Origin of the sequence: Asanoa hainanensis, assembly GCF_900188485.1 — a bacterium.
Classification (GTDB): Bacteria; Actinomycetota; Actinomycetes; order Mycobacteriales; family Micromonosporaceae; genus Asanoa; species Asanoa hainanensis.
The window spans coordinates 97,415-118,499 of the sequence record NZ_FZPH01000017.1 but is presented as its reverse complement, the minus strand read 5'-3'; the positions used below and the strand labels follow the sequence as shown (position 1 = coordinate 118,499).

The following is a 21,085-nucleotide window of genomic DNA, read 5'->3' as shown; positions in this document are numbered from 1 at the left end:
CGGAAGGCGAGCCCGACTCCCGAAAGGAGTCAGCGTGACAAGAGCCAGAACAGTCGCGGGGGTGGCGGCCCTGGTCGGTGCCGCGCTTCTCGTGCTGCCGGTCAGCGCCGTGTCCGGCAAGGCGCCCCCGACACCGCAGCTCGCGAAGTCGGTGTCGCAGGGCGCGCTCGACCGGGTGACACCGCCGAAGTCCGCCGCGGAGGCGGCCGCCCGCCGGCCCGCGGCGCGGCCCATGTCGGTCGGGGTCTCCGCCGGCCTCAAGGCCACCACCGACCGGCACATGTCGGCCGACCCGGCGCTGAAGGCGCTGCTCGGGGGCACCTCGTACAAGGTGGTGAAGGAAGGCACCTGGAGCCGCGCGGTCAGCACCGAGCGGATCGGGGTGGTGCGGGAGATCCAGCTCGCCAAGCCGGTCGACATGGCCATGCGGGGCTGGCCGGTCATGTACTGGGACGACGCCCGCGACACGTACCAGCGGTTCTCGTACAACGCCGCCTGGGCGAACGTCAGCCGGGTGACGGTCTTCGTCGACGACACCGCCGGCGTCGTCGGGCTCACCCCCGACGAGAACGCCGTGCTGACGCAGGGTCCGGGCAACGAATGGATCGCCACGCTGCCGAAGGGGACGCCGAAATGAGTGGACTCCGTCAGCGCCTGGCCGTGCTCGCCGTCGTCTTCACCGCCGCGACCGCGGTGCTGGTCGGCGTGCCCGGCAGTGGTCCCGCGACCGCGGCGACCTCGCGCATCCAGTGCTACTACTTCGACTTCGACGGCGTACGTTTCCACAACTACGACTACCTCGGGAAGGTCGACAACTGCAAAGCGGTCGACTGGGCCACCAGCGTCATGTTCTACGACTGGGCCGACATCGACTTCGTCAAGAGCACACTGGACAACTTCGGCTTCGAGGACTCGAGCTGGCAGGACATGTACATGTCGGTCCGCACCGCCAACGGGGGCGCCGTGTGGGACGACGACGGCGGCAAGAAGGAGATCGCCTGCCCGGCGGTCGGCCTGGAGACCCGGCACTACCGCATCTACGCTCCACCGTCGACCGACTACATGTACCACCCGAACCTCGGGTTCTTCGTCGTCGGCTCGACCCACTGGGACGCCAACGAGTGCCCGCCGATCGGCAAGCACCACTACGGCAGCGAGGAGGCCGAGCAGACCATCGCCAACCGGATGGCCAACGGCGGCTACTTCGTCTCGCGCGAGTGGGCGGACTACGACAACTGGGAGCCGTACCGCGTGGAGGGTGACCACACGTGGGAGAACAGCGGCTACGCCACCTACATCGCCACGCCCTACCCGGGGTGAGGCGGCCATGACGTGGAGCGGACTCCGGCTGGTCCGGGTCGCCCTCGTCGCCCTGCTCGTCGTGCCCTCCGGCGTGGTCGCCGGAGGGCCGGCAGCCGCCGACTCCACACAGTGGACGGCGGGCGGCACGGCGGCCCAGGAGCGCACCCTGACCGCGCGGCGACCCCAGTTCACCATGCGCGGCACGGTGACCCAGGCGGACCTCACGCCGTGGTTCACCACGCGGCTGAAGATGCGGATCACCATCGCCCCGGGTGCGCCCGACGGCCGCAACGCCCGGGTGATCGCCGCCATCAACGACAACCCGGCGGCCCTGATCACGCTGCGGGCCCAGCCCGACGGCACGCGCGTCTTCTACGATGGATACCTGTCCGGCCCGGTCACCACCGTCACCGAGGACGACTCGATCGCGGTCGACTACGCGAACTATCCACGGGACGGATCCGTGACCGCCGGAGTCAACACGTTCCGGGTCGCGCTCCAGGACACCGACGGGCTGGTGGAACGGGTGGAGATCGATCCCGCGAGCGGGTTCGAGGCGACGGCCATCGCACCGGAGCAGCTCTCGATCGCCCTGCCCAGGGAGCTGCGCGCGGAGGTCGGTGCGGAGTTCACGGTGCCGTACGAGGTGTCCAGCCGCGCCGAGCGCGCCGACCGGGCGTTGAGCGTGCTGGTCGAGAAGGCCGGCGGGCCGCTGCGGTTCACCCGCGAGCTCGACGAGTTCCCGACGACCGGCACCAGGCAGGCCGGCCGGTTCACCGGCGTCGCCGCCGAACCCGGGCGCTACGAGCTGCGCGTCTCGGCGAACGGCGGCTACAACCCGGCGGCCGGCACGGTGGTCGTCGAGGTCGAGCCCGCGAGCCGCCGCGGCCCCGGCGTGGCGGCGCTGGTCGGCGCGCTGCTGCTCGTCGGTGCGGCGGTCATCCTGTTCACGAGCGGCCGGCGCCGCCTCGACAGACCAAGGACGTGAGCCCATGAGACGCGGCACCTGGCCACTGATCGGCCTGGCCGTCGGCGCGGCCGGCGGCTGGCTGTGGGGCTGGTACGCCAGCGACTACGAGGCGATCGACTCGGCCGTGGGCACCGCGTTCCTGGGAGCCCTGGCCGGCCTCCTGGTCGGCGCGGTCGCCTACACGGTCAAGCGCTGACGGCCGCGGCGCACCGCCCTCGACGGCGCGCCGCGGCCGTTGCGATCAGGGCCGGACCACGACCCGGTCGCAGCCGTAGAAGGCCACCATCGCGCCGGCGACCCGCACGCGGCCGTAGACGCAGCCCGACGTGTCGCCCACCTGGAAGGCGTCGCTCTTCGGGTCGAAGTGCAGCATCGCGTCGGTGTCCCCGTCGCGGGTGCGGTCGTCCGGCTCCTCCACGTTCTCGGCGTGGATGCGGCCGTGCTTCTCGCGCGCCCCGAGCCCGGCCAGGATCCGGGACGGTGAGCCGAGCCGCAGCGTCGACCAGTCGATGGTAGTCGCGTCGATCGCGACCGGGTTGCCGTACTCGCCGGCCGTCGTGGTCAGGACCCCGACCGGCAGCACCCCGGGGTTGAGGTTGACCACGTTGTCGGCGCTGCCCGGCTTGATGTTGACCGTCGCCGGCACCGCGCAGGTCACCGGGAGCGTCGCCGACCGCACGTCGTTGCCGGGAGCGGCGTCGACGACCGTGGGCAGCTTCGGCGCCACCCGGGTGGTCGCCGTCAGGGTGGCCGAGCCGGGCTGGGTGCAGGTGACCGTGTACGTCCGGGTCAGCCGCTGCGGTGTGCCGACTGCGACCGGCACGTCCGTCGTGACCGGCGCCGCGTCGGCGATGGTGAGGCCGGCGCCCGCCGACACCTCGCGGCGCACGCGGGCGTCGCTGGGCCCGTCCGGGCCGCCGTTGGCCACGGTGCTGGCCACCGTCACCGTGATGGGCTGCCCGAGAACGCCGAACAGCGGGGCCGACGGCTCGACCGCGGTCACCGACAGGTCGCTCTCGCGGCAGTCGGGATCGGCCGGGTTGTCCCTGCAGAACAACCGGATCGGCGCCGCCAGGTCGACGGTCGCCACCTGTTGGTTGAGGCCTACGTCGGTGACGGTCATCGTGGCCAGGGACGGGCTGAACGGCACGATGAAGTTGCCGGTGCCGCTGGGCCGGACGCCCTTGCTGCCGCCCGGTCCGCCGTCCAGCCGCCACAGTGGACTCCACGCGTTGATCCGATCGAGCTCGGCACCGTCCACATCGGTCAGCCGCAGGCGCAGGATCGGTGGCTCGCCTGAGTGGCCGCGCGCCCGCGCTGTGCTGACCGTGGTCGACAGGACGTGGGCCTGGGTGCGGCTGTCGAACCGCACACGGGCGACGAGCGCCTTGGCCGGGTCGGTGTCGTAGTCGAAGACCGGCGGGGCGATCGTCGCCGGGTCCGGTGGCGGTGTCGGCTCGGCGAGCGCTCCGCCGGCCACGCCGACCAGCAGGATTCCGGCGGCCGCCGCCAGCACGATTTTGCGTATCATCGCTGTCTCTCCTCTCAGCATTTCGCGATGCGGCAGTCGCCGAAGATCAGGTTGAAGCGCCGGACGTCGGCCGCGTTCGCCGGGCCGTTGTCGTTCATGACGTCGTCGTTCATGAGCCCGGTGGTCAGGTCGCCGGGCTCGGAGGTGTACCAGACGTCGCCGTCCTCCTCGAGCGCGCGGCACGCGTCGCGCACGCGGTTCAGGTTGGGTGCGTCCTTGTCGCAGCCTTCGTCGCCGGCCAGGTCCTCGTAGACGTTCGGCGCGACCTCGTTGTAGAAGTAGGCCGCGTCGCAGCAGTACTCGTCGGCGAGGCCGAACGGCACGTGCCCGACCTCGTGCCGGACACCGCCCATCGCGTCCGACCGCACGAGGTTGACGGAGGCGATGTGGTCGTCGGGCATCCCGAAGTCGCGCTGGGCGGCCTTCCGGTGGAGGATCACGCCCACGTCGGCGAAGGCGAAGATCTCGTCCCACAGCACTGGCAGGTCGTGGTCGTCGTCACTGCCGAAGTCGACCGCCTTGCCGCTGTTGTCCGGCAGCACCCAGAAGTTGAACAGGTCCTGGTTGGTTAGGAACGGGTCGAAGCCGTAGATCCCGGTGTTGATCACCGTCGCGACGTCGGCCTGGAACATGGGGTTGAGGCCGATCGGACCCGGACCGGTGTACGTGTCGCGGTCGGCGATCAGCACGACGTCGATCCGGCTGCCCTGCCCGCCGGTGTAGAGGATCGGCACCGCGGGCTTCGGGAACGTGAAGTTGGGTGTCGGGTCACCGACCGCTGTTCGCCGCCAGCCGGAGAAGATGGTCGTGGCGCCGACGGTGAGCAGGCAGCCGTACGTGAAGCTCGGTGCCGCCGCCGTGAGGGTCCGGGTGAAGCTGCCCACGCCCGATCGCGTCTGCCGGTCGGTCGGGCTCAGCCAGATCTCCAGCGAGGTCGGCACGACCGTCGGCATGAGCGCGCCGTCGAGCGCCGTCGCGGTGATCGTCACCGGCTGCCCGGGTTGCGGCCACGAGGGGCCGTGGGTGCAGCTGATCCGCAGCCCCGGCGCGCTGGCCGGCGGGTCGACGGCGATCGTGACGGTGAGCTCCGCCCGGTCGTCGCCGTCGCCGGAGCGCACGATCGGCGTGCCGCAGGCGATCGGAGCCCCGCCCTCCACGGACGCCTCGCAGGGCGCCACCCGCACGTCGGCCAGCAGGGCGGTGGTGCCGGTCGGCGACACGTCGTACTGGTTGTCGTCGAGGCAGAAGCCGCCGTCCTCGTCCCAGGCCTCGACGGTGACGGGCAGGAACGCCGAGCCGTCCCGCTGGGGGAGCGTGGCCACGTCGAGGTTCGGCACGGAGAACTCCCAGTCGGGTGAGATGTCCGGGATTCCCTCGCGGTCGTCCTGGTCCTCCGTGTCCTCGTTGTCGAACGCCACCCCGTTGATCCAGACCTTGACGTACCAGTCCACGCGGCCGCAGAGGCCCTCGTCGTCACTCGATATCGCCCTGATCCGGTTGACCGTGACCTTCGCGTTGACCAGCGGTGCGGCGCTGGCGGGCGGGCTCACCACCACGAACAGCCCGGTCACGACGGCCAGCACCGTCAGCAGGGTCATGATGCGTCGTCGCACGTTTTCCCCCTCCTCGTCGGGATCCCCGATGGGCCCCGCCCTGCGGAGGAGGTGGTGCGATCGATTGATACGGATCGTCGCTCGATCGACGTACGTGGCCTAGGTCACTGCGTTCGCGGGCCGTCGCCGGCGGCCGGAAATCATGCCGGACCATTCAGCGTTCGTACCTTGTAAGTGATCAAGGAAGAGGTCTGTCGCGGTGTTCAGGTCGATGATGAAGTCCAAGATCCATCGTGCGACGGTGACCCAGGCCGACCTGCACTATGTGGGCTCGGTCACGATCAGCGCCGATCTGATGGAAGCCGCGGACCTCCTGCCGGGCGAGCGGGTCGACGTGCTCGACATCGACAACGGGTCGCGGTTGACCACGTACGTGATCGAGGGCCCGCGCGACTCGGGCATCATCGGCATCAACGGCGCGGCGGCCCGCCTGATCAGCCCCGGCGACAAGGTCATCCTGGTCGCGTACGCGTGGGTGCCGGACGCCGAGGCGCGCGAGCTCACGCCCCGGGTGGTCTTCGTCGACGACACCAACACCATCGTCACCACCGGCGGCGACCCGGCCGACGTGCCCGCCGGCTACGGCCTGATCCCGGGCAACGAGCTCGCCTGAGCCTCACTGGTGGTGGCGGATGCGCTGCCAGATGCTCGGCGGCACCAGGTCGGTGCTGGTGCGTAGCGCGGTCTTGGTCGCCTTGCCCGTGCCGGCCTGGATGCTGAGCTGACCGTGTTCGGTGCCAGCGGCGATCTGGCTGGGCACAACCGGCAGCTGCGCCTCGACCTTGACCTTCAGGCCGGGCCAACCGATCACTTCGAGCTTCTCGGCGGTACGCAGGGTGGTCCCGGTGCCGAGCGGGCCGTGCACGGTGGCGACGTCGCGGCCGGCCTCGACCAGGGTGTGCGGCGCCAGGGTTTTCGTGGTCGACTTCAACACCGTGCGGGTCACGGAGAACACCCGGTCGAGCTGTTCGGGGGTCTGGGCGCCGGGCTGGCCGAGCACCGCGCCGACGACCGTGAGCTTGCGGCCGGCGACCGTGACCACCGCCGCGAAGACCAGGCAGCCCAGCGCCTCGTCCGTGGACCCGGTCTTGATGCCGACGACGCCGTTGTGGCCGACCAGCTCGTTGTAGTTCTTGACCTCACCCGCGACCGGGATGGTCGCCGTCTTCTGCTTGACGATCTCCGCGAAGGCCGGCAGTGCCATCGCCTTGGTGGCCAGGATGACCTGGTCCTTGGCGGTGCTGACGGTGTCCGGGTCGAGGCCGGACGGGTCGGTGTAGTGGGTGTCGGCCATGCCGAGCTCTTCGGCGGTCGCGTTCATCTTGTCGACGAACGCGTCGACCGAGCCGGCGTCCCAGGCGGCGAGGATCCGGGCCATGTTGTTCGCCGACGGCAGCAGGACCGCCTGCAGGGCCTGCCGCACCGTGATCTCCTCGCCGGCCTCCACCTCGACCAGCGACTCGCCACGGGCCCGTTCCGCCGGGTACCTGGCGGCCTGCTCGGCGCTGACGGTCAGCGTCTCACCCTGCTCACCCGCGCCGATCGGATGCTCCGCGAGGATGACGTAGGCGGTCATCACCTTCGTCACACTGGCGATCGGGACCGGCTTCTCGCCGCCGAACGCGCCGAGGGTGCCGAGCCCGCTGACCGCGATCACCCCCTGGCCCGACTTCGGCCAGGGCAGCTTCGGCGTCTTGCCGGGGATCGTCAGCGTCGCGGGCAGAGCCAGCTCGATGGTCGGGCCCGGCAATGGGTGCCGCAGCGGCGCGACGGCGTAGAGCCCAGCGGCGAGCACGAGTGCGAGCGTCACGATGAGGCTGACCAGCAACCCGGTGCGGCGCCGCCGCTTCACCGGCGGGCTTGGCGTGGCGGGTGGGGTCGGTGGGATCCGGCTGAAGACAACGGTCTGCGCCTCGGTCGAACGATCCATCGCCTTTTCCCTCCCCGGACGAACGGCGGCACGGTAGCAGGATCAGGCAAGGCCGCGTGATCCGGACGGCCAGATGCTGCCAGCGCCGTGTCCTGGGGCGATCCCTGGAACGTCACGAACCGGTAATGACGCCGTCGGCGAGGATCTGCGCCATCGCGTCGACGAACCGGTCCGGTTGCTCGAACATGGGCCGGTGCGCCGAGCCGTCGAGGACGAAGAGCCGTTTGCGCGGGGCGTCGAGCAGCGCGTACCACTCGGCGAAAGGCTCGGCGAGGCCGCGCAGCTCATCGGCGCCCTGGACGAAATACGCGGGTACGGCCAACCGTGGCACATCGCGCCGCAGATCGATGCTCTGCATGGATGGGTACTGCGTGTGCCAGGTGTCCATCATGGAGTTGAGCAGGTGGACGCGGGCCAGCAACGGGTACTCGGAGGTGTTGACGGTGCCGATCGAGCCGCCCGAGTTGGCCACGATCGGTTCGTACGAGTAGAAATCGCCGTAGGGCGGTGGGCCCCGGTCGACCAGGTCTCGCTCCACGAGCTCGGCGTAGAAGATGCGGTCCGTCTCCGGCAGGTTGACCGCTTGACCCGTTCCGATGTACGCCCGGTACAGCTCCGGGTGCTGGGCCGCGGCCAGGGCGCCGAGCAGCGAGCCGCCCGAGTGTGCCAGCAGGAAGATCCGGTCCTGGTGGAACCTGGTGCGCAGGTAGTTCGTGACCGCGACCGTGTCGGCCACGCCGGTGGCCAGGCTGACCGGCGGGTCCGCGTCGAGGGCGGCATAGGAACCGCCGCCACCACGCCGGTCGAGGGTGGCCACCACGAACTGCCGCTCGAGGGCGCCGAGCTGGTGGCGCACGGAGCCCATCTCCATGCCGCCCGGCGCACCCGGCACAAACAGCAGCACGGGCGCGGCCGTGTCCTGGCCACGGATCAGCACGCTCAGCCGGTAGTCGCCGGCGTCGACGGAGGCCAGCTCGGCGACGCTGCCGGGCAGCGGGCGGCCGTCGGGCCCGAGGATCGGCGGGGTGCGGGCGGGAATCGCGACCGCCACCGCGACCAGCACGACGACGGCCGCCAGGAGCGCGACGCCGGCCCGGCGCAGCCGCCCGCTGCCGCGGACCCGGGTGAGCGCCGCTCCGACGATCATCGGCAACACCGTGAGCAGGCCGTGAAGGCCCCGGCCGGCGACCAGGGCGACCAGGCCGAACGCGCTGAGGTGGGGAGCGTCGACGGAGGGCCCGCTCACCCGTACACGGCTCAGCTCGAGCGCGACCACGAAGGCGACCGGCGCGAAGAGCATCGCCCAGCGACTCACCCGGCCCACGACGCCGCCCACGAGGGCGCTCAGTGCGACAGACCACAGCGCCTGCGTCGGCGTCAGCGGCCCGCGCGGCGTCCACCACGCGGCGCTGACACCCCAGACGGCGGGCACCGCGAGGACGATCCAGGGGCTCAGGCGTCTCATGGGTTCCGAGCATGGGCGGGCCGCGGTCAGGGCACATCGGACGACGGATCCGGTCGCACCCCCGACTTTGGTAGGGGGACGGTCCGACTCCCGACCCGTACGCTCGGCGCATGTCCGGTCTGCTCTTCGAGTTGCTCGTGCCGGGCAGCCCTGGGTCGGCGAGCCGGAACCGCCTGGCCGACGGGATCGCGATCTGCTGCGCGCTGGGGTACGGCGGCCTGATGGTCGCGATCGGCGACGCCACCCGGCCGGGCGCGCCGGTGCCGTTGCCGGTCGACGTCGCGATCGGGGTCGTCGCCGCGGCCGCGCTGCTGGCCCGGCGACCCCGACCGGTCGCTGTCGCCGCCGCGCTGCTTCCGTTGACGGCGGTGTCGGTCCTGGCCACCGGGGCCGCCGTCGTCGCGCTGTTCACGGTCGCCGTTCGCCGCCGGGCCAGGGTCGCGTTCCTGCTCGGTGCCGGCTACGTCGCCGTCGTCCCCGTGTACTTCGTCCTCCACGACCGGCCGACCTTTCCGCTGTGGGTGGACCTCGTCGCCCGCGCCGGACCGGCGTCGGCGGCCATCGGGTGGGGGCTGTTCGTCGGGTCGCTGCGGGACCGGGCCGCGCGCATCGAGGCCGACCAGCACCTGCGGGTCGAGCAGGCGCGGCTGACCGAACGGGCCCGCATCGCGCGGGAGATGCACGACGTGCTGGCGCATCGGCTGTCGCTGGTGAGCCTGCACGCCGGCGCGCTCGAGGTGCGCACCGACGCCCGACCGGACGAGATCGCGGTCGCGGCCGGGGCGATCCGCGGCAGCGTGCACGACGCCCTGCAGGAGCTGCGTACGGTCATCGGTGTCCTGCGCGAGGGCGCGGCGGGCCGGCCGGAGCCGCCGCAGCCGGGCTTCGCCGACCTCGCGGAGCTGGTCGACGGACTCCGCGCGAGCGGCGTGACGATCGACTACACGTGCCAGGTCCCGGAGGGCGGGCCGTCGGTGGTGCTCGGCCGCACCGTCTACCGGGTCGTCCAGGAGGGGCTCACCAACGCGCGCAAGCACGCGCCCGGCGCGCCGGTCGAGGTGCTGCTCGACGGCGGTGACGGCGCGGAGCTGCGAGTGAGGATCACGAACCCGGTCGGTGCCCGTCCCGCGGCGGCGCCGGGTGGGTCGGGCATGGGACTGATCGGCGTCGGCGAGCGGGTCGCGCTGGTCGGTGGCCGGGTCGAGCACGGCCCGTGCGGCTCCAGCTCCGGCTCAAGCACCGGCTCCGGTTTCCGGCTCGAGGCGTGGCTGCCGTGGACGTGAGGCCGCGGCGGCCGGGCCCGATCCGGCTGGCGATCGTCGACGACGACCCGCTCGTGCGGACCGGACTGCGGATCCTGATGGGCGGCTCACCGGACATCGAGCTGGTGGGTGAGGCCAAGGACGGCACCGAGGTCGACGCGCTGGCCGACGCGCACTGGCCCGACGTCGTGCTGATGGACCTCCGCATGCCCAAAGTGGACGGACTGGTCGCCACGCGGCGGCTGCGGTCCCGGCCCTCGCCGCCGCACGTGATCGTGCTGACCACGTTCAACGCCGACGAGCACGTGCTGGACGCGCTGCGGGCCGGAGCGAGCGGGTTCCTGCTCAAGGACACGCCACCCATGGAGATCATCGCCGCCGTCCGGACGGTGGCGGCCGGCTCGGCGACGCTGTCACCCGCCGTGATCCGCCAGCTCATCGACCACGTCGCCGACCCGAGCGCCGGCCCACGCCGCGACGTCGCCCGGACCCGGCTGGCCACCCTCACCGACCGGGAGCGCGAGGTGGCGGTGGGGCTGGGCCGAGGCTGGTCCAACGCCGAGATCGCGACGGAGCTGTCGATGAGCGTGCCCACGGTGAAGGGACACGTCTCGCGCCTGCTCGCCAAGCTCGACCTGAACAACCGGGTCCAGGTGGCCCTGCTGGTGCACGACGCCGAGCTTCTTTAGACCGGGTGCGGCTCGCGGAGGGTGAACGCCTTCGCCGACGGGCCGTCGCGGCGCAGCAGGTCCAGCCGTTCCGCGGCCTCCTCGATGGTCGGCAGGGTGCCGGCCGGGATCCACCACAGCACGAGGTGATGGTCGCCGAGCGGGACGAACCAGTCGCGGCGCCGGCGCATCGGCTCCAGGTGGGCGGTCTTGTAGAGGAAGGCGCGCAGCGACTCGAGCGACTCCCACACGGTCAGGTTCACCATGACGTCGGGCTCGAAGGGCCGCAGCGCCGTCGCGTCGCCGGACTCGTCCTGGAGGCGCCAGACGTAGCCGGGTGAGCGCTCGGCCAAGCCGTTGACCTCGGGCAGCAGGGCGACGAAATCGGCGAGCTCGGGACTGTCGATGGGGGAGCGCAGCCGGGCGATGTTCAGTTCCGCGAGGTGTTGAACAGCGGAGCGCCAGGTTCATCCCGCAGACGAGACCGGGGTGCGACACCGCGATGGCGTGGAACGGGCAGTTGCGTAGCCGGATCGTGCGGTCGGCGTCTTCGAACGGCTCGTAGCCGAGCGCCGCCAGGCTCTCCATGACCTCGCGCCCGGCGAGCTTCGCGCCCTGCTCGCGGGCCGCCGCGTAGGCCGCGGGCTCGACGCCGGCCCGATCGACGGCGCTGGCCAGCACGTCGGCCAGCAGCCGGTAGTCGCGCGGCGGCAACGTCACCGCGTGCTCGGCGGTCGACCGGCGGTAGAGCTTGGCCGGGCGGCCGGCCCCGGGCCCACCGGTGCGCGGCGCGTTGGCGGTGTCGAGCAGCCCGGCCTCGGCGAGCTTGTCGAGATGGAACGCGGCGAGCGTGCGGCCGATCCCCACGGCCTCGGCCACGTCGTTGCGGCTCACGGGCTCGGCCCGGGACACGACCAGTTCATACACGGCCCGGCGGACGGGCTCCCGTAGCGCCCCGATGGCCTCCAACGACATGCCGTCGACGCTACGCCTTCACCGGTGATTGAACCCCGTCACTACCGTGTACCGCGTGGAGATCCGCCGTTGGCTCGCCGGGCTGGCCGTTGTCCTCGTCGTGGGTGCCGGTGCCGTGGGGTGCTCGGCGCGGAGCTCGACGGCTGCCACGATCGACGTGGACGCCGCTGTCGCCCTGGCCGATCACCCGATCGAGGCGCGGGTGACGGGTCTGCTGGCCCGGGAGGCCGTCACGGTCGCGGCGCGGGCCACCGACCGCACTGGACAGCCGTGGCACGCCGAGGCCACCTTCGAAGCGGATGGCGGCGGCGTCGTCGACCTCGCCCGATCCGCGCCCGCGTCGGGCACGTACACCGGCGTCGACGGCATGGGCCTGTTCTGGTCGATGCGGCCGGTGACCGGCGATCCGGAACGGTCCTGGTTCAGCCCCGGACACCCCGAAACGAAGGCGGCGTACGACGTGCGCCTGACCGTGACCGCGGCGGGCCGGGAGATCGCGGCACGCACCGTGACCCGGCAGTGGATCGCGCCCGGTGTGACCCACCGCGCCCTGACGGCCGCCGCCGACGGCGTCGCGGGAGTGCTGTTCCTGCCGCCGCCCGGTGCCGAGCGTCGGCCCGGGGTGCTGGTGTTCGGCGGTTCCGAAGGCGGCATCAGTGGCAGGTACGACGCGGCGCTGTTCGCGTCGCACGGCCACCCGGCGCTGGCGTTGGGCTACTTCAGCGCACCCGGTCTGCCCGACACGCTGCGCGACATACCGCTGGAGTACTTCGCCACGGCGGCGCGGCTCCTGCGCCAGCAGCCCGGCGCCGACCGCGACGCGGTGGTGGTCAACGGCGCTTCCCGCGGCGCCGAGGCCGCGCTGCTGCTGGCGCAGCATTTCCCCGACCTCGTCCGCGGCACCATCCTGTACTCGCCGAACGACACCGTCTCGCAGGGCTTTCCCAGCGGCGGCGACGCGTGGACCATCGGTGGCGTCCCGGTGCCACGGAGCGCCATACCGGTCGACCGCGTGACCGGTCCGGTGCTCACCATCGCCGGTGGCGACGACCGGCTCTGGCCGGCCGCCGAACAGGCGCGACGCATCATGGACCGCCTCGACGGCACCGCCGCGTACCAGAGCCTGATCTATCCGGACGCGGGCCACGCCGTTGGCAGCTTTCCGTATCTCGCCGGCGGCACCTTCGCCGACCCGTGGGAGTTGGGCGGCACCCGCGAGGCCGACGCCGCGGCGCGCATCGACAGCTGGCCGCAGGTCCTGGCGTTCGCTGCTGCCGACTGAGGTGGCTGTCAGTTCCTGAGCCCGGTGTGGTCGGGCCGTTCGGGTCCGCGCGACCAGGCCTCGGAGGAAGCTGGAGATCGAAGGAGGCAGCCATGTTCGCCCGTTCTTCCACCATGATCGCCCAACCGTCGTCGATCGACCGCGGCATCGCGCTCCTCGACGGCGATCTGATGACCGACCTGCTCGACATCGACGGCTGTGTCGGACTCTCGTTGCTGGTCGACCGGGACACCGGTCGCTGCGTGGCCACCTCGTCGTGGGAGAGCCAGCAGGCCATGCGCGCCAGTGAGGGGCGGGTGCCGCCGCTGCGGAAGCGGATGACGGACGCGTTCGGTGCGCCGGACCTGACCAACGACGAGTGGGACGTCGCCGTGATGCACCGCCTGCACCGCGCGCCCACCGGTGCGCACGTGCGGGTCAGCTATCTCCGCGGCACTCCGCGGTCCGACCAGCCCACGCAGATCTTCACGTCCAACCTGCCGATCTTCGAAGGGTTCTCCGGGTTCTGCAGCGCCAGCCTGCTGCTGAACCACGACGACGGTCGGATCGTCTCGAACGTGATCTTCGACAGTGCCGACGCGCTGGCCAAGGCCGGCCGGCGCTCCACGCAGCTGCGCGACAAGGCGGCCCGCACGATGGACGCCGAGATCGTCGAGGTGGCCGAGTTCGAGCTGGCGCTGGCCCACCTGCGGGTGCCCGAGCTCGTGTAACCGGTCACCCGAACAGCGGACTTGGCACCGCGCCGCGGTATCAGGCCGCCCCGTTCCCGTCTCTTGCTTTGTGACCGATCTTTCCAGGTCCAGAGGAAGAGCTCGAGGAGCGAGAGAAGTGGACGCTGTCGACGGCTCCGCGCTGCGGCGCCTGCTGGTCTTCGCCGCCGCCCTGGCCGCGTTCCTCGCGTTGGCGGGCTCCGGGTCGTCGACGCTGACCATCCAGGTGCTGTTCACCATCTTCGTCATCGCGGCGACGATCTGGGTACGCGGCCAGTACCTCGACAGCCTCGACGACCGCCAGTGGCTGGTCAGTTGGCGGGTCGGGCTCGCGTTGGCGCTGGTCGGCGCCGCCATGGTGGTGTCCTACGCGTTCTGGCCGATGCGCGGCGTCGCCCTGGCCGGCGCCATCGTCGCCTACTTCGTGGCCGGATCCGCGATCACCTGGCTCCGGCAGGGCATGCGGTCGGACCGCCGGCGCCTGACCCTCGGCGTGACGTTCACGGGAGCGGGTGTCGTGCTCGCGATCGCCGGCCTGGCCCTGCTCGGTCGATCCAGCGGTCGCGCCGTGTACGCGGAGCTCGCCTTCCTGGGCCTGGCCTTCTTCGCGCTGCTGCCCGTGGGTGTGGCGTTGCTGTCCGAAGTGGTCATCCGCCGGCTGTGCGGGTCAGGCCGAAAGCTCAGGCTGGGGACCGGCCTGAGTGGACTCGCGCTCCTGCTGGTCTCGGCCGCCCTGCTGTTCGCGTACACCCGATCGCCCTGGTTGCTCGGAGCGATCGTCGTGGCCGGCCTGATGATGGTCGCGCTCGTGTCGACCACGCAGGCGGACGTCGCGTTCGTGCTGGGCGTCATCGCGCTGCTCGGCGTGACGCCGACGCCCGAGGACCTGCCGCCCGCGCTGCGAACCGATCGGACGGCGTCGTCGTTGCTCGTGGCCATCGGCGACTCGTACATGTCGGGGGAGGGCGCCTCGCGGTACTACGCGGGCACCGACGTCGGCGGCGACAACCAGTGCCGGCGCTCGCCGAGCGCCTGGGCGGCGATGGCCGGTCAGCAGCCACCGTTCGGCCGGCTGGAGTTCCTCGCGTGCTCCGGGGCGCGCACGTGGAACGTCCAGTCCGCGGCGCGGCCGGTGCGACCCGAGGCGCCCGTGCCCAGCGCACCCGACGGTGAGGAGGCCACCCAGCTCGACCTGCACACGCGCAACTACGCCGACGCGGCCTTCGCGCCGGCGATGGTGGTTGTGAGCCTCGGCGGCAACGACGCGGGCTTCTCGACGATCGGGCTGATGTGCCTGGCCCCGGGGAACTGCGGCGACCAGGCGCACCTGTGGACCGACTCGCTGCCGCAGGTCAAGCTCGCGCTGCGGGACACGTACCAGCACATCAGCGACGTCTTTCCCCGTACGCCGGTCGTGGTGGTGCCATATCCTGACCCGATCCACCTGACCGGCACGTGCGACGACGTCGCGCTGAGCATCGGCGAGCGCCGCTTCCTGCACGACTACGTGACCAACGGCCTCAACCGGGTCCTCCGGGAGACGGCACGCGAGTTCGGCTTCTACTACCTCGCGGAGATGGAGTCGGCCCTGGCGACGGCCCATCTGCAACTGTGTGACGAGCTCAACGGCGGGCGGCCCGGGCTGCACTTCATCGGGGTGCGCTCCGTCGCGGGCGTCGCCGAGCAGCGCTTCAACCCGAAGAACTGGTCACACAGCAGCCTGCACCCGAACGAGCGCGGCCACGCCGCGATGCTGCGGACCTTCCAGACCTGGCTGCCCGCCCTCGACACGATGCTGATCCGCACGACCGCGGTGGGCCGCTACGACAGCGGGCGGGCGGCGCCGGCGGCCGTGCAGGCGGTGCCGCAGTGCGATCTGCTCGACACCACCACCGCGGGCTGCCGCACGCAGGGCATGCGGTGGGCGAAGAGCCAGGTGCGCACGACAGCGTGGACGTACGGCTGGCTCCTGTTGTTCCCCCTGGCCGGAACCTGGGCGGCCGCAGTGGCCTTCTTCGCCTGGCAACGCAGGAGGCTCGCCACGGAAGCCGCCGCTAACCGGACAAAGGCGGACTAAATACCGGCTGTCACGAATCGGCTCGCCGTCTGGTCCCTCTTGATGGGGACTTGGTCATCCAGACCACGGAGGCGAGCGATTCATGATGGGGCTGGTGCGGGAGTCGGGTCTCGGCGACGCGTTGGCGGTGTTCGACGCGGTCCGGCCGCGGTTGCTCGGCATCGCCTACCGGATGCTGGGCACCGTCGCCGACGCGGAGGACGTCGTGCACGACGCCTGGCTGCGGTGGCAACTGACCGACCGGGCGGCGGTACGGGATCCGGACGGCTTCCTGATCACGACCACCGCCCGGCTGGCGGTCAACGCGGCGACCTCGGCCCGCGCCCGGCGGGAGGTCTACTCCGGGCCGTGGCTGCCCGAGCCCGTCGACACCGCCACGGACCCGGTCGCGCGGGCCGAGCGTGACGAGTCGGTCGAGCTCGCGGTGCTGCTCCTGCTGGAGCGCCTGAATCCGGCCGAGCGCGCGGTCTACGTGTTGCGCGAGGCGTTCGACTACCCCTTCCGGCGCATCGGCGAGGTGCTGGACACCAGCGAGGCCAACGCCCGGCAGCTCGCCCGGCGCGCCCGCACCCACCTCGACCAGGAGCGGCACGACCCGGTGCCGCGCGCGGAGCACGTGCGGCTCCTGCGCTCGTTCCTCGCCGCCGCGCGGGCCGGTGACCTCCCTCAGTTGGAGAGCCTGCTCGCCGACACGGCGGTGTCCTACGCCGACGGTGGTGGCACCGTCCGGGCGGCTCTCCAGCCGATCGTCGGACGGGAGAACGTCACGCGGTACATCGTGGGGCTGATGGCCAAGTTCGGACGTGACCTCGAGCTGGAGATCGTCGAGGCCAACGGCGGGCCCGCCATCCTCGCCTCCCGCGACGGCGCGGCGGTCGCGCTGTTCACGCTCGACGCCTCGGCCGCCGGTATCGAGCAGATCCAGATCGTCCTCAACCCCGACAAGCTCGGCCAGTTCACACCAGGAGCCTGAGAATGCGCATTCTGCTCGCCGGTTCGACCGGCGTCATCGGCCGCCGGCTCGGGCCGCTGCTGACCCGCCAGGGGCACGAGGTCGTCGGACTGGCCCGCGGCGACCACCGCGTCCCCGTCGACGTGCTCGACCGGGACGCGGTGGTCGCCGCGGTGCGGGCCGTCCGGCCCGACGTGGTGATGCACCAGCTCACCAGCCTGAGCACGGGCGACCTCGCGGCCAACGCGCGGCTGCGCCGGATCGGCACCCGCAACCTGGTCGACGCCGCGCTCGCCGCCGGCGTGCGCCGGATCGTGGCGCAGAGCATCGCCTGGGGGTACGCGGCCGGCGCCGAGCCCGCGACCGAGGAGACACCGCTCGACGTCGACGCCCCCGAGCCGCGGCACACCAGCGTCGGCGGCGTCACCGCGCTCGAAGCGGCCGTCCGGGAGGCGCCCGAGTGGGTGGTGCTGCGCTACGGCGTCCTCTACGGTCCGCGGACCTGGTACGCCCGCGACGGCCGGATGGCCGAGGTGGCCGCCGCCGGCAAGCTCCCCGCGGACGCGAACGTGGGCAGCCTGGTGCATGTCGACGACGCGGTCGTGGCCGCGGCCGTCGCGCTGAGCTGGCCTACCGGCGTGGTCAACGTCTGCGACGACGAGCCGGCCGCGGCCGCGCGGTGGGTTCCCGCGTTCTGCGCCGCGGTCGGGGCGCCGCCGCCAGCCAAGGACAGCGGCGAGCGGAACGGTTGGGCCCGTGGGGCGAGCAACCGGTACGCCCGCGAAACGCTCGGCTGGTTCCCGTCCTATCCGTCCTGGCGCGACGGTTTCGCCACCCTGTAGCGAGGAGGAGTCATGACAGAGCGACGACTGGCCGGGATGAGCGACGACTACGCCCGTTTCGGTATCCGCCCCGACGAGGTGGCGGAGTGGGAGGACGGCGCACGCACCGACGGCAGCGCCGGGTCGTACGAGTGGTGGTACTTCGACGCCCACCTCGACGACGGCGCCAAGGTCGTCGTGGTGTTCATGAACAAGGACCTCGGAGCGGCCACCGCGCCGCTGTCACCGCAACTGCGGGTCAACCTGGAACTGCCCGACGGCACGGCGTACGACCACGCGATCGCGATCCCGGCGGCACAGTGGTCGGCGGCGGCCGGCCGCACGGACGTGCGGATGGGGCCGGGCAACCGGTTCACGGGCGAGGGCCTGCGTGAGTACCGCATCGAGGCGACCGCAGGCGACGTCCGGGTCGACCTCACGCTGACCGCGCAGCTTCCGCCCTGGCGCCCGGCCACCGGGCACATGCTCTTCGGCCCGGACGAGCTGCAGTTCAACTGGTTGCCCGCCGTGCCGCAGGGGGCCGTGCGCGGCTCGTACACGGTCGACGGGGTGCGGCACGAGACCGCCGGTGTCGGCTATCACGACCACAACTGGGGCACCGTCGGGCTGCAGAAGATCATCCATGACTGGTACTGGGGACGCGGGCAGGCCGGGCCGTACACGGTCATCGCGTCTTTCATCACCAGCGTCGAGAAGTACGACTTCGCCGAGATTCCCATCTTCCTGCTCGCCCGGGACGGCCGCATCGTCGGCGACGACCCGGCGAAGATGTCATTCGAGCGTTCGGACGTCTATACCGATCCGAAGACCGGAAAGCCGGTCGCCGGGGTCGTCCGATACACCTATGTGGATGGTGAAGACAGCTACGTGGTGACGTTCGACCGCCGGCGGGACCTCGTGCGCAACCCACTGACCAAGGACCTGCCCTGGCTCAAACGCGCCGCGGCCCGGCTGGTCCGGTTCGACGGCGCCTACCTGCGCTTCGCCGGGGACCTCACGATCGAGCGCCGGCGGAGTGGTGAGACGCTGGAACGGCACACCGAGGAAGCGATCTGGGAGCTGATGTACTTCGGGCACGCCCGTTAGAGCCGCGCGGCGATCGCCCGCGCTCTCGGGAGGCCGAGCGGGTGCAGGATGTCGTAGGCCGCCTGCCACGACCGGCGGGCCGCGTCGGGGTCGCCGGCCGAGAGCTGCGCCTCGGCCAGCCGCTCGCACGCGTCGGCCTCCTTCACCCGGTCGCCCGCGCGCCGCGACAGCGCGCGGGCGCGCCGATAACAGCGCACGGAGGTACGGGCGTCGTCCAACCGCGCGAAGACGGAGCCGAACGTGGACCAGATCGCGCCCTGCACGTCGTCCCAGCCCACTACGGGCACCAGCGCGAGGGCCCGGGCGCCGTCAGCCAGGGCCTCGTCGTAGTCGCCGGAGCGGCTGCGGAGCATCGCCAGGTTGTTCAGCGCCATCGCCTGACCGGCCCGGTGCCCGGCCCGGCCGTAGAGGTGCAGCGCCCGGTCGACGTGGTCACGGGCGGCGTCGGCGTCGCCGGCCGCGAAGCACAGGCCGCCCAGTCCTCTATGGACGTGCGCCTGCCGCACCGCGTCTCCGGTCGCTTCGTAGCAGGTGAGCGCCCGCGCGAAGTGGTCGCGGGCGGCGCGGTCGCCCAGCCGGGTGGCGGCCCGGCCGAGCTCGGTGCAGGCGTCTCCCTCGGCCAGCCGGTCGCCCAGCCGGTGGGCGGCGTCGCGGGCGGCGTGCTCGACGGCGATCCAGTCGGCCCAGTGCCCCCGCTGTTCCAGGTAGTGGCGAAGGCCCTGGGCGAGGCGGCAGAGCTGCCGGTCGTCCGTTGCCGAGGCCACCGCATCAAGCAGGCTGCGGCGCTCGGCGTCGAACCAGCGCAGCGCCCGCGCCCGGTCCGCGAGCGGCCGGACGGTCACCCCCGGCGGGAGTGGTTCGAGGTCGTCCTCTCCGTCCGCCTCGAGGAGCCGGTCGGCCGCCAGGGCGGTGGCGGCCAGGTGGGCGGTGAACCGCCGCCGGGCCGCGCCGTCCGCGTCGATGGCGAGCGTCCGCGCGTACCCGCGCAGCAGGTCGTGCATCGCGTAGCGGCCGGAGGCACGCTCGACGACCAGGCTCTTCCCGGCGAGCTCGCCCAGCAGGCCGCGAGCGTCGGCGGGCGGCACCGCGAGCAGGCTGGCCGCGGCCCAGACGCCGACGTCGGACGCGGTCGTGGCGCCGACGACCCGGAACAGCTCCGCCGCGCGGGGGGTGAGCGTGCGGTGCGACCACGCGAAGACGGTCCGCAGGTTGGTGCCGGGGTCGTCGCCGGCCAGGGCCGCCAGCCTGGTGTCGGTGTCGGCCAGCTCGGCCGCCAGGTCGGCCAGGGAGAACGCCGGTCGGGCTGCGGCGCGGGCGGCCACGATGGCCAGCGCGAGCGGTAGCCCGGCGCAGCGCCTGACGATCTCGCGGGCCGCCGCACCCTCGGCGGCGACCCGTTGTGCGCCGAGCCGGCCGCCGAGCAGTTCCAGGCCCGCGTCGACGTCGAGCAGGTCCAGCGTCACCGGGACCGCGCCGTCCCGGGCGACCAGCCCGTCGAGGGCGTTGCGGCTCGTGACGACGGCCAGGCAGCCCGGCGTCGCCGGGAGCAGCGGGCGGACCTGCTCGGCGTCGTGCGCGTTGTCCAGCACGACCAGCACCCGCTGGTCGGCGAGCAGCTCGCGGTAGAGGGCGGTCCGGCCCGCCAGGTCGGTTGGAAGCTGGTCGGGGGAGAGCTGCCAGGCGGCCAGCAGCACGCCGATCGCCTGCTCCGGCGGCATCGGGGAGCCCGTCGGGTCGAAACCGCGCAGGTTGACGTAGAGCTGCCCGCCGGGGAACCGATCGCGTACGCGGTGCGCCCAGTGGATCGCGGTCGTGGTCTTCCCGACGCCGGCCGTGCCGGAGACGACCGCGACCGGTGCCGCCAGCGCGTCGAGGCGGTCGAGCTCGGCGCTCCGGCCGGCGAAGGAGGGCAGGTCCGGCACGAGCCGGCTCAGCACGCGACCGGACCGCCGGGGCTCGGCCTCCCCTTTTATCGCGGCGGTCAACGCCGGGCCGGGAGTCACGCCGAGCTCCTCGTGCAGCCGCGCCCGGACCTGCTCGTAGCAGGCGCGCGCGTCGGCGGCGCGACCCACCGCGTGCAGCGCGCGCACCAGCACCGCCGCCACCGGCTCGACCAGCGGGTCGTCGTGCAACAGGCCGGTGAGGCCGTCGATCGCGCGGCCCGGCTCGCCGACGGCGATCTCCGCCTCGGCCCACGACACGACGGCCTCGATCCGCTGGTGGCGGGCCCGCACCCGGACCTGTTCCACCCACTCGCCGGTCAGGTCCGTCAACGGTTCGCCACGCCAGAGCGTCACCGCCTCCCGCAGCAGCCCGAGCCGGGGGAGCGGGTCGAGGCGGCGGCCGTCGCGCAGCAGCCGTTCGAACCGGTGCAGGTCTACGCGATCGGGCTCGACGTCGATCACGTAGCCGCCGGGGCG

19 protein-coding genes and 1 pseudogene are annotated in these 21,085 nt (G+C 72.4%); 13 read left to right on the top strand and 7 right to left on the bottom strand.

Features of this window, described 5'->3' with window-relative positions:
* Positions 1-34 precede the first annotated feature (34 nt).
* From CHC05_RS32640 to CHC05_RS41790, 4 genes are read left to right on the top strand one after another with little or no spacing between them, the layout of a single operon-like run.
* Positions 35-637 carry a hypothetical protein gene (locus tag CHC05_RS32640; protein ID WP_144022883.1) on the top strand — a complete coding sequence of 201 codons (603 nt, stop codon included), beginning with the start codon at positions 35-37 and terminating at the stop codon, positions 635-637.
* Positions 634-1,320 carry a hypothetical protein gene (locus tag CHC05_RS32635; protein WP_144022882.1) on the top strand — a complete coding sequence of 229 codons (687 nt, stop codon included), beginning with the start codon at positions 634-636 and terminating at the stop codon, positions 1,318-1,320. The genes CHC05_RS32640 and CHC05_RS32635 overlap by 4 nt, the downstream gene beginning before the upstream one ends.
* Positions 1,321-1,327: 7 nt before the next feature.
* Positions 1,328-2,290 carry a hypothetical protein gene (locus CHC05_RS32630; RefSeq protein ID WP_089254480.1) on the top strand — a complete coding sequence of 321 codons (963 nt, stop codon included), beginning with the start codon at positions 1,328-1,330 and terminating at the stop codon, positions 2,288-2,290.
* 4 nt (positions 2,291-2,294) lie between these two features.
* The gene (locus tag CHC05_RS41790; RefSeq protein WP_179266476.1) at positions 2,295-2,468 is read left to right on the top strand and encodes a hypothetical protein; all 174 of its coding nucleotides are present in this window, start codon (positions 2,295-2,297) and stop codon (positions 2,466-2,468) included.
* 45 nt (positions 2,469-2,513) lie between these two features.
* Here the strand turns inward: CHC05_RS41790 and CHC05_RS32625 are convergent, their stop codons facing one another.
* Both CHC05_RS32625 and CHC05_RS32620 read right to left on the bottom strand, forming a co-directional pair.
* A complete protein-coding gene (locus CHC05_RS32625) occupies positions 2,514-3,803 on the bottom strand; it encodes a hypothetical protein (protein WP_089254479.1) in 1,290 nt (429 codons plus the stop codon).
* 14 nt (positions 3,804-3,817) lie between these two features.
* Positions 3,818-5,416 (bottom strand): hypothetical protein, encoded by a 1,599-nt coding sequence (locus CHC05_RS32620; RefSeq protein WP_144022881.1) that lies wholly within the window; start codon positions 5,414-5,416, stop codon positions 3,818-3,820.
* 199 nt (positions 5,417-5,615) lie between these two features.
* Here CHC05_RS32620 and panD point away from each other — a divergent pair, with 199 nt between their 5' ends.
* Positions 5,616-6,029 (top strand): aspartate 1-decarboxylase, encoded by a 414-nt coding sequence (panD, locus tag CHC05_RS32615; RefSeq protein WP_089254477.1) that lies wholly within the window; start codon positions 5,616-5,618, stop codon positions 6,027-6,029.
* Between the two features lie 3 nt (positions 6,030-6,032).
* Here panD and CHC05_RS32610 read toward each other — a convergent pair whose 3' ends face one another.
* The gene (locus tag CHC05_RS32610; RefSeq protein WP_089254476.1) at positions 6,033-7,346 is read right to left on the bottom strand and encodes a D-alanyl-D-alanine carboxypeptidase family protein; all 1,314 of its coding nucleotides are present in this window, start codon (positions 7,344-7,346) and stop codon (positions 6,033-6,035) included.
* 112 nt (positions 7,347-7,458) lie between these two features.
* Positions 7,459-8,811 carry an alpha/beta fold hydrolase gene (locus CHC05_RS32605; protein ID WP_089254475.1) on the bottom strand — a complete coding sequence of 451 codons (1,353 nt, stop codon included), beginning with the start codon at positions 8,809-8,811 and terminating at the stop codon, positions 7,459-7,461.
* Between the two features lie 110 nt (positions 8,812-8,921).
* On the opposite strand from CHC05_RS32605, the gene CHC05_RS32600 reads away from it, so the two are divergent.
* Both CHC05_RS32600 and CHC05_RS32595 read left to right on the top strand, forming a co-directional pair.
* On the top strand, positions 8,922-10,094 hold the full coding sequence (locus CHC05_RS32600) for a sensor histidine kinase (RefSeq protein WP_245871333.1): 1,173 nt from the start codon (positions 8,922-8,924) through the stop codon (positions 10,092-10,094).
* Complete coding sequence (locus tag CHC05_RS32595) at positions 10,085-10,762, top strand: response regulator (RefSeq protein ID WP_245871332.1); 678 nt, start codon at positions 10,085-10,087, stop codon at positions 10,760-10,762. The genes CHC05_RS32600 and CHC05_RS32595 overlap by 10 nt, the downstream gene beginning before the upstream one ends.
* Here CHC05_RS32595 and CHC05_RS32590 read toward each other — a convergent pair.
* Both CHC05_RS32590 and CHC05_RS43535 read right to left on the bottom strand, forming a co-directional pair.
* Positions 10,759-11,175: a DUF3291 domain-containing protein gene (locus CHC05_RS32590; protein ID WP_089254474.1), complete on the bottom strand. Its 417-nt coding sequence runs from the start codon at positions 11,173-11,175 to the stop codon at positions 10,759-10,761. The two genes, CHC05_RS32595 and CHC05_RS32590, sit on opposite strands and share 4 nt — an antisense overlap.
* A gap of 379 nt (positions 11,176-11,554) precedes the next feature.
* Positions 11,555-11,716 (bottom strand): annotated as a pseudogene (locus CHC05_RS43535) (helix-turn-helix domain-containing protein); the annotation flags it as partial.
* A gap of 55 nt (positions 11,717-11,771) precedes the next feature.
* Here CHC05_RS43535 and CHC05_RS32580 point away from each other — a divergent pair.
* From CHC05_RS32580 to CHC05_RS32555, 6 genes are all read left to right on the top strand, one after another.
* Entirely contained in the window at positions 11,772-12,998 is a 1,227-nt protein-coding gene (locus tag CHC05_RS32580) for an acyl-CoA thioesterase/bile acid-CoA:amino acid N-acyltransferase family protein (RefSeq protein ID WP_218824759.1), read from the top strand.
* Between the two features lie 92 nt (positions 12,999-13,090).
* Positions 13,091-13,708, top strand: coding sequence for a hypothetical protein (locus CHC05_RS32575; protein WP_089254472.1), 618 nt, complete (start codon positions 13,091-13,093; stop codon positions 13,706-13,708).
* Positions 13,709-13,826: 118 nt separating this feature from the next.
* On the top strand, positions 13,827-15,785 hold the full coding sequence (locus CHC05_RS32570; RefSeq protein WP_089254471.1) for a GDSL-type esterase/lipase family protein: 1,959 nt from the start codon (positions 13,827-13,829) through the stop codon (positions 15,783-15,785).
* 94 nt (positions 15,786-15,879) lie between these two features.
* Positions 15,880-16,758: an RNA polymerase sigma-70 factor gene (locus CHC05_RS32565; protein WP_245871331.1), complete on the top strand. Its 879-nt coding sequence runs from the start codon at positions 15,880-15,882 to the stop codon at positions 16,756-16,758.
* A 2-nt stretch (positions 16,759-16,760) separates the two neighbouring features.
* A complete protein-coding gene (locus CHC05_RS32560) occupies positions 16,761-17,579 on the top strand; it encodes an NAD-dependent epimerase/dehydratase family protein (protein WP_089254469.1) in 819 nt (272 codons plus the stop codon).
* A 12-nt stretch (positions 17,580-17,591) separates the two neighbouring features.
* On the top strand, positions 17,592-18,665 hold the full coding sequence (locus CHC05_RS32555; RefSeq protein ID WP_089254468.1) for a lipocalin-like domain-containing protein: 1,074 nt from the start codon (positions 17,592-17,594) through the stop codon (positions 18,663-18,665).
* Here the strand turns inward: CHC05_RS32555 and CHC05_RS32550 are convergent.
* Positions 18,662-21,070 (bottom strand): ATP-binding protein, encoded by a 2,409-nt coding sequence (locus CHC05_RS32550; protein ID WP_179266475.1) that lies wholly within the window; start codon positions 21,068-21,070, stop codon positions 18,662-18,664. The two genes, CHC05_RS32555 and CHC05_RS32550, sit on opposite strands and share 4 nt — an antisense overlap.
* Between the last annotated feature and the right edge of the window lie 15 nt (positions 21,071-21,085).